General features: G+C 71.7%; 3 protein-coding genes and 1 pseudogene. 3 read left to right on the top strand and 1 reads right to left on the bottom strand.

Going from position 1 to position 7805, the window contains the following annotated elements; translation table 11 throughout:
- A partial coding sequence (locus tag FL311_RS38685; RefSeq protein WP_141332668.1) for a glycosyltransferase occupies positions 1-3236 on the bottom strand: 3236 nt, incomplete at its 3' end.
- A gap of 133 nt (positions 3237-3369) precedes the next feature.
- Between FL311_RS38685 and FL311_RS38680 the strand changes: the two genes are divergently transcribed.
- The 3 genes and pseudogenes from FL311_RS38680 to FL311_RS38670 form a co-directional block, all read left to right on the top strand.
- Complete coding sequence (locus FL311_RS38680) at positions 3370-5850, top strand: DUF4912 domain-containing protein (RefSeq protein ID WP_141332667.1); 2481 nt, start codon at positions 3370-3372, stop codon at positions 5848-5850.
- A gap of 24 nt (positions 5851-5874) precedes the next feature.
- On the top strand, positions 5875-7464 hold the full coding sequence (locus FL311_RS38675) for a glycoside hydrolase family 57 protein (protein WP_141332666.1): 1590 nt from the start codon (positions 5875-5877) through the stop codon (positions 7462-7464).
- Between the two features lie 77 nt (positions 7465-7541).
- Positions 7542-7805 (top strand): annotated as a pseudogene (locus tag FL311_RS38670) (peptidase S1); the annotation flags it as partial.

Below are 7805 nucleotides of genomic sequence, written 5' to 3'. Positions count from 1 at the left end.
GCGTCACTGGAGGGGCTGAGGACGGGAGGTCCTCGGTCGGTGTCGGGCGGCGGCAGGTCGCCCAGCAGGGAGGACTTTCCGACGGAAGGGGTGCCGGCTCCCGGGGTGAGGATGGGCGGAGGGCGATCCGGGTCGGGCGCGCTGCCGCGTGATCCGCTGCGCGAGAGGTCGGGCGGCGGGCTGGGACGGACGAGCGGCGGGAGCCGATCTGTCTCACCCGTGCGAGGACGTTCCGGTTCGACGATGCCGGAGGGGCGCGGGGTGTTGCGTTCCGGGTCCGTGGAGTGACCGCGAGCGGCCAGCTCTGGCAGGGCGCTTCGGACCGAGGGCCGCTCCGAGTCGGGATTCGGGACGCGCACGGAGGCCCGTTCGGGTTCGGGGACCGTCGGAGTGCGCCCGGAGGGCCGTTCCGATTCGGGGACGGGGGTGCCTCGGACGGAGGGGCGCTCCGAGTCCACACCCGTGCGTCCGTTGGGCCGCTCGGGTTCAGGAGCCGGCGTGCCTCGCGCGGAGGGACGCTCGTCCGTGATGGAGGGTGTTCGCCCGGAGGGGCGCTCGGGTTCAGGAGCCGGCGTGCCCCTCGCGGAGGGACGCTCATCCGTGATGGAGGGGGTTCGCCCGGAGGGCCGCTCGGGTTCAGGAGCCGGCGTGCCCCGCGCGGAGGGACGCTCATCCGTGATGGAGGGTGTACGCCCGGAGGGACGTTCGGAATCCACCCCCGCGCGCCCGTTGGGGCGCTCCGCGTCGGGGAGTGGCGTGCCGCGAACCGAGGGGGGCTCGGAGTCAGTTGTCGCGCCCGCGCGCCCCGCGGGACGCTCCGGATCCGGTACGGGCGCACCACGAACCGACGGACGCTCCGAGTCGGCTCGCGTCGAACCGCGGTCTCCGTCGGGTGAGCCCTTCGTCTGCGCAGTGAGCGGCGCCATCCGACGCGACGGTGTCTCGACCCGTGCGGACGTGCTCCGACTCGCGAGCACCGAGCGCGCGGGGATGATCGGAGTCGGTGCCGGTGCGTCGTCCTCCGCTCGCGAGGCGAGAGGGCTGCGAACGATGGGGGTGGGCGAGGGCGGCTCGTCGAACGGCAGCGGCGCGGGCGCCTTGACGATGGGCGTGGGCGAGGGCGACTCGTCGAACGGCAGCGGCGCGGGCGCCTTGACGATGGGCGTGGGCGAAGGCGGCTCGTCGAACGGCAGCGGCGCCGGCGCCCGGACCACCGGCGTCGGCGAGGGCGCCTCCTCCCGCGTCGAATGGCGGCCATTGGAATACGCCCCCCCGTCCCGCGCCAACGCGCCCCGGTCATCCCTCAACGAGGCCGGCATGCGGATGATGGGCGTGGGGGACGGCGGCTCATCCATTGGAAGCGGAGCCGGCGCGCGAACCACGGGCGTCGGCGACGGAGGCTCCTCGGCGCGCTCATCCCGGGTCTCCTTCGCGCCCGGTTCCTCGCGCGACCCGTCCGGGAACCTCGCCGACTGTGACTCCACGGGCGGCGGCGCCGGTGGCTCATCCCCAAGCCGGGGCGTCCCATGCGGAGGGACCTTCGACAGCCGCTCCTCCGCCGCGTCCTCCTCGCGTGCATCCTCGCGACGAGGTGAGGCTTCAGGCGCGTCCTGCTCCGGCTCCTCGGGCTCCGTCGTGCGGCGGGGCGTGACCGGCGTCGGATCCGGAGGGATGCCCTGCGCCGTCACCGGCGTGGGCTCGGAAGTCGTCGGGGCCGAGGTCGACGAAACGGCGCCCGGAGTCGACGTCTGCGCGGCGCGCTCACGCAGCGGCAGCCCCATGACGACGGGAGGCTCGATGGGTCGCGCGTCCGGCTCCGTCTTGATGAGCCGCGTATCGAACCCGTCCTCGAGCACCATCCCCATCACCACGGGGGGCTCCTCGGCGGCCACCTCGGAGGGGGGCTCGGCGGGCTTCTCCTCGACGGGGTCTCGCTTCGCCGGCTGCGGACTCTTGATGCGCCCGCTGTCGGGCGGCAGCAGCGACGCGAGCCGGCTGGTCGGCGTGCCCGTCACCATCGTCGCCGCGGGCAGGTCATCCTCGCTCCGGCCCGACACGGGGACCGAGCGCTTGTCCAACAGCGAGTCGTAGATATCCAGCAGCTGCCCGCGGATGACCCCCGCGTCGAGCGCCGACTCGGCGTGCTCCCGCGCCCGCTGCCCCAGCTCGATTCGTCGAGGAACGTCGCGCGCCAGCTCGACGATGCGGGCGGCCATCGCCTGGCTGTCCCCGACGGGGAAGAACACCGCCGCGTCCGCCGGGATGAGCTCGCGGCATACCGGCAGGTCGGCGGCGATGATGGGCCGGCCCGCGGCGCAGTACTCGGACACCTTCGCCAGCGGTCCGCCCTGCAGCCGGTTGCGCTCCACATCGTCGAGCGCCAGCACCCCCACGTCCGCCAGCGCCAGCACCTTCGCCACGTCGTCGTGGTGCACCGGCGGCTGGAACTCCACCTGGTCCTTCAGGCCGAGCTCCTTCACCAGCTCGTCCAGGTGCGGCTGCCAGTCCGGGTGCTGCGCGCCCACGAGCGTCAGCCGCACCTCCACCTGCTTCGCCGCCAGCGCCACCGCGCGCAGCAGCGTGGGCAGCCCCTGCCAGCCCACGTGACTGCCCAGGTACATCAGCCGCAGCGGCTCTCCATCCGGAGCGCCCAGCACGTCGGGCGAGAAGGGCCCCAGGTCCACGGGGGCGCGCACGACACGGATGAGGTCCTCGCTCGCGCCGAGGGACTGGATGTACGAGCGCGTCGTCTCGGAGCCGGTGATGATGCGGTCCGCGTTCATCAGGCAGAACAGCTCCTGCCTGCGGACCTTCGACAGGAAGCGCCGGTCGCCCTCCGTCTGCGGGTGCGTGTAGCGCAGCTCCTGGGACGGGAAGGTCTGCGCCTCGTAGATGAGGCGGTAGCCGTAGTCCCCCTTGAGTTCGCACAACGCGTAGCCCCCGAAGGGGTCCGTGAAGTGGGCGAGCGCGTAGTCCTCGCTCTCGAGCTGGCGCCGGACGGCCCGCTCGAAGGCCTGGATTCGCGAGGCGAGGTCCCCCGAGCCTACCGGCACGCGCAGCAGCCGAGCGCCCTGGTACTTCTCGATATGGGAGTGGTCAGGCGTCTTCGCCGATAGCACCACCACAGAGAAGCGGTCGGGCAACGCCTTGAGGTACTCGGTCAAACGGCGTGACGAGCCGGATGGGCCGGGGATGACGTCGAAGCTGCACAGGAGCAGTCTGGGCAGGTCGCTCAAAGCGGGGGCAGAATACCCAGCCGCCTCGTGGGTGTCATCGGTTGATGAGAAGCTGAGGGGGTCGGGCGACGAACACAAGCAATGCTGGCACGTTGACCCTCCAGTGCCAGCGACCTAAAGGCGAACGGTGCCTATGGACGACCTCAAGAGCGTCACCGTCGGCTCCCTGCGAGAGCTGGCTCGGAAGCACCTGGGGAGCGGATACAGCAAGCTCAAGAAGGAAGAGTTGATCGCCGCCCTGGCCGCCTTCGTGCCCGCGCTGGCGAAGCTCGCCCGGCTGGCGGGCATCAAGATTCCCGGGAAGAAGGCCGCCGCGAAGAAGGCCCCGGCTGAAAAAACTCCGGTCCCGGCGAAAATCGCGACCCGACCCGCTCCGCCGGTGAAGGCCGCCGCGGCCAAGGCTCCAGCGCCGGCGTCCAAGACCGCCAGGCCCCGGCCCCCCGCGAAGGCGGCGCCTCCGGTGAAGACCGCCGCGTCGAAGGCCCCGGCCGTGTCCGCCAAGGCCAAGGCTCCGGCGTCGCGCGGTGACGCCACGAAGGAAGCGCCGGCCTCGAAGCGGGCGACCCGGGCGTCCCCGGTGACGGTGGCGAAGGCGCCCGCCGAGTCGAGGCCGAAGCCTGGTCGTCCCCGCGCGGAGGGTCCCTCGGAGCAGGGGAGGGTGTCCGCGCCCAAGCGCGTGGCCGCGAAGCGCGCCTCCGAGAAGCCCGGCAGTCCTCCCTCGGCCCGGCCCGCGCAGGTGGTGAACTTTCCCCCCAAGCCGCGAGCGCCTCGTGAACCCGCGAGGGCGGAGGCCGAGGGCTCGGCACCCACGCCTTCGGCGCCGATGGGCGCCCCCGAGCCATCCCAGGCGACGCCGCCCGCACCTGCTCCCGTCGAGCAGCATCGCGCGGAGCCGATCATCGAAGGCTTCTTCGTCGCCCGTGTCGCCGGCGAGAGCGAGGCCCGACGTCATCACCTCCAGGAGAAGGTCGAGCCCCCGCCCGTGTCCGCGGAGCGAGGCGAGGGACACACCGCCGCGCAGGATGCGCTGCCCTCCGAGTACCAGGACGACACGGTGTTGCTGCTCGCGAGAGACCCGAACACGCTCTTCGCGCTCTGGGACTTCAGCGCCGCGACGCGGACGCGCGCGATGCGTGACCTCGACTCCCCTCGCGCCGTGCTGCGGGTCTTCGACGGAGACGCGCTCGTGCGCGAGCTCGACTGCGTGCTCGAGACGCGCGGTTACTACATTCACGGGCTGCCCTCCGGACGTCTGTACCGCATCGAGGCGCACTTCCTCGGGCGCGATGGTCGTTCGCGTAGAATCGGTGGTTCCAGCAACCGGGTTGCACTTCCTCCGGCGGGCGTTTCGACCGACACCTCCGTGCGGTTCATGCGTCGCCCGGTCCCCGTGGAGCCCGAGGCGCCTCCCGTTCCCAGGCGCCAGGTGCCTCCGGTGGAGGAGCGCGAGTACGTCACGTGGCATCGCGTGGAGCTGCCAGGAAGCGCGGGGGTGAAGGACATCCCCGTCGTCCACCGCGAGCGCTTCGACGTCGAGGGTGGGCTTCCGGGTGAATCCTCGGGCCCGCACCTCGCCGGCATCGGACGCGCGCCGGGTGCCTCGGATCAGCGTTACGTCGCCTCTCAGCGCTACCTCGAAGCCCAGGCTCGGATGGCCGGGGCCTCGGACATGCGCTACGCGGAGCAGCCGCCCCTCGCGCCTCCCGCGCCGCGCACGCTCGTGTATCTCGAAGTGGGGCCGCCGCGGGCTCCGGGGGCTTCGGACCAGCGATATCAATCGCCCTCGGTGGGCAGGCTCGAAGGCGCCCGTCCACCCGTCGAAGGTCCTCGCCCCACGTATGCGTATCTGGAGGTCGGTCGGGCTCCTGGCGCATCGGACATGCGCTACGTCGACGTCGCGGGTGGCGCCGCGCCACCGTCGTCGTCCGACCGGAGATACTTCGAATCGCCCCCGCGCGCTCCGGGCGCATCGGACATGCGGTACTTCGAGGCCTCCGCGCAGGTCCCCGGAGCGTCCGGCTGGCGCTATCTGGAGTTCCCTCCGAGAGCCTCGGGGGCATCGGATGGGGCCTACAGCGACGCCGCGGGCTGGCAGTACCTCGTGTCACCTCCATGCGCGCTGACCAGCTCGGACTTCATGCCCCTCGCGTCGCCCGTGGTCGTCGCGGAGCCGCGTCAGGGCGATGTGGCGGAATCCCGCCACGTCGAGCCCAGCCCGCGAGCCTTCGAGGCCTCGGACCTGCGCTATGGGGACACCTCCTCGCGCGAGGGCCCGGACCTTCACCAGGGCCCTGGGGTGCCTGGTGCGGCCACACCGGCGAGCAGCGAGGCGCCACGAGGTACCCGTGAGCTCCCCGGCGCAGGGACGCCCACCTCGCCGGAGTCCGGCTACTTCGAGGCACGCGCACAAGAGACTCGCGAGCCCGCGCCGCCGCGACACGACGAGCCCGCGTCGGTCATCCCCGTGTCGGGCTTCTTCGACGCGCCCCCCGGGTCGTCGGACGCCAGGGACCGCGCCGCCTCCGAGCGCGTCCTGGAGGTCAGGAGTCCTCCACCCGCTGTCTCGAACGAGCCCTCGCATCGGAAGCCGCCCTCGGGCGGCGGCCGCTCGTGAACCTCCACGGACCTCCGACCGACCATGAGCCTGGGCTCCCTTTCTCTCGTCCTCCACGCGCACCTGCCGTTCGTCCGTCATCCCGAGCACGAGGACTTCCTCGAGGAGGACTGGCTCTACGAGGCCATCTCCGAGACCTACCTCCCGCTGCTGCTCGCGTTCGATTCCCTGGCGGAGGAGGGAGTCCCGTTCCGCCTGGCGATGACGCTGTCGCCCACGCTCGTCACCATGCTGCGCGACGAGCTGTTGATGAAGCGCTACGCGAGGAAGCTCGAGCAGCTGTGTGAGCTGGGCGAGCGCGAGGTCCATCGCACGAGGACCGACGCCACCTTCGGTCCCCTGGCGCGCTTCCATCGCGACCACTTCGAGTCGCTGCGCCGCGCCTTCCATGACCGCTACCGAGGAGACCTCGTCTCCGCGTTCCGCCGACTCCAGGACGCGGGCCACGTGGACATCCTCACGTGCAACGCGACCCACGGCTTCCTGCCGTTGATGCAGCAGGTCCCTGAGGCCGTGCGCGCGCAGGTGTCGGTCGCCGCCAACCACTACCGGCAGAACTTCGGGAAGGATCCCGCGGGCATCTGGCTGGCGGAGTGCGGCTACTTCCCGGGCCTGGAGCGCGTGCTCGCCGCCGAGCGCATCCGGTACTTCTTCGTCGACACGCACGGCCTCACGGACGCCACGCCGCGTCCGCTCCATGGGCCCTATGCGCCCATCTTCACCGAGGCCGGCGTCGCCGCGTACGCGAGAGACCCCGAGAGCAGCCAGCAGGTCTGGAGCTCCGAGTACGGCTACCCCGGCGACCCCGAGTACCGCGAGTTCTACCGGGACATCGGCTGGGACCTGGACCTGGACTACATCCGCCCGTACATCCAACCCACGGGGGACCGGAAGAACACGGGCTTCAAGTACTACCGCATCACCGGCAAGACGAACGACAAGCAGCCCTATGACCCCGCGCGCGCCCGCGCACGCGCCGAGGTCCACGCCGGCAACTTCCTCTTCAACCGGCAGCGGCAGCTCGAGTACCTCGCCTCGCGGCTCGGGGGCCGCAAGCCCGTGGTGGTGGCCCCGTACGACGCGGAGCTCTTCGGCCACTGGTGGTTCGAGGGGCCGTGGTTCCTCGAGTCCTTCATCCGTCAGGCCGCGCGCGCCCGGTCCACCTTCGACCTGGTGACGCCGGCGGACGACCTGCGAGACCACCCCGAGAACCAGGTGGCCACGCCGCCGATGTCCTCGTGGGGCGCGGGCGGCTACGCGCACATGTGGCTGGACGACAGCAACGACTGGGTCTACCGCCACCTGAACCACTGCGCGCGGAAGATGGTGGAGCTGGCCCGGGACTTCCCGGAGGCCACCGATTCTCAGCGACGCGCGCTCAACCAGGCCGCGCGCGAGCTGCTGCTCGCCCAGAGCTCCGACTGGGCCTTCATCATGAAGACGGGCACCATGGTGGAGTACGCCAAGCGCCGCACCCAGGAGCACGTGCGCCACTTCCTCCGCCTGCACGACGAGCTCCGCGCGGGTACCCTGGACGAGCCCTGGCTCACCGGGCTGGAGGCTCGCGACAACGTCTTCCCGGAGCTGGACTACCGCCTCTACCAGCCCGGCTGACACCATGTTGCGCTGGATGACCGCCCACAGGCCCTTTCGCTTGCGGGACCGCATTTCGGCTTTAGCTTGGGGTGCATATGAACCGTTCTCCCGTCATGTTCCGCAGGGCCCTGGTCGGCGCGCTCCTGCTCGCCGTCCCGTCGGTCTCCTGGGCCCAGGCCCCCGCGCAGACCGCGCCGGGCAACCTCCAGCCCGCGACGCGGGAGGCGCAGGCGCTGCCGTCGCTGGCTCCGCTGGTGGAGTCGGTGAAGTCCGCCGTCGTCAACGTGGACGTGCAGGCGCGCGGCGGCGGCGGTCCCCGGGGCATGGGCGGTGGCATGGATGACAACCCGCTCTTCGAC

Source organism: Myxococcus sp. AB025B (assembly GCF_006518215.1).
GTDB lineage: Bacteria > Myxococcota > Myxococcia > Myxococcales > Myxococcaceae > Myxococcus > Myxococcus fulvus.
The sequence above is the reverse complement of the archived record's forward strand: the minus strand, read 5'-3'. Positions and strand labels throughout refer to the sequence as shown.

What these genes read in the sequence shown, in the direction of transcription:
- FL311_RS38680 (WP_141332667.1), top strand. Translation starts at nt 3,370, where the DNA reads ATGGACGACCTCAAGAGCGTCACCGTCGGCTCCCTGCGAGAGCTGGCT.
- FL311_RS38675 (WP_141332666.1), top strand. Translation starts at nt 5,875, where the DNA reads ATGAGCCTGGGCTCCCTTTCTCTCGTCCTCCACGCGCACCTGCCGTTC.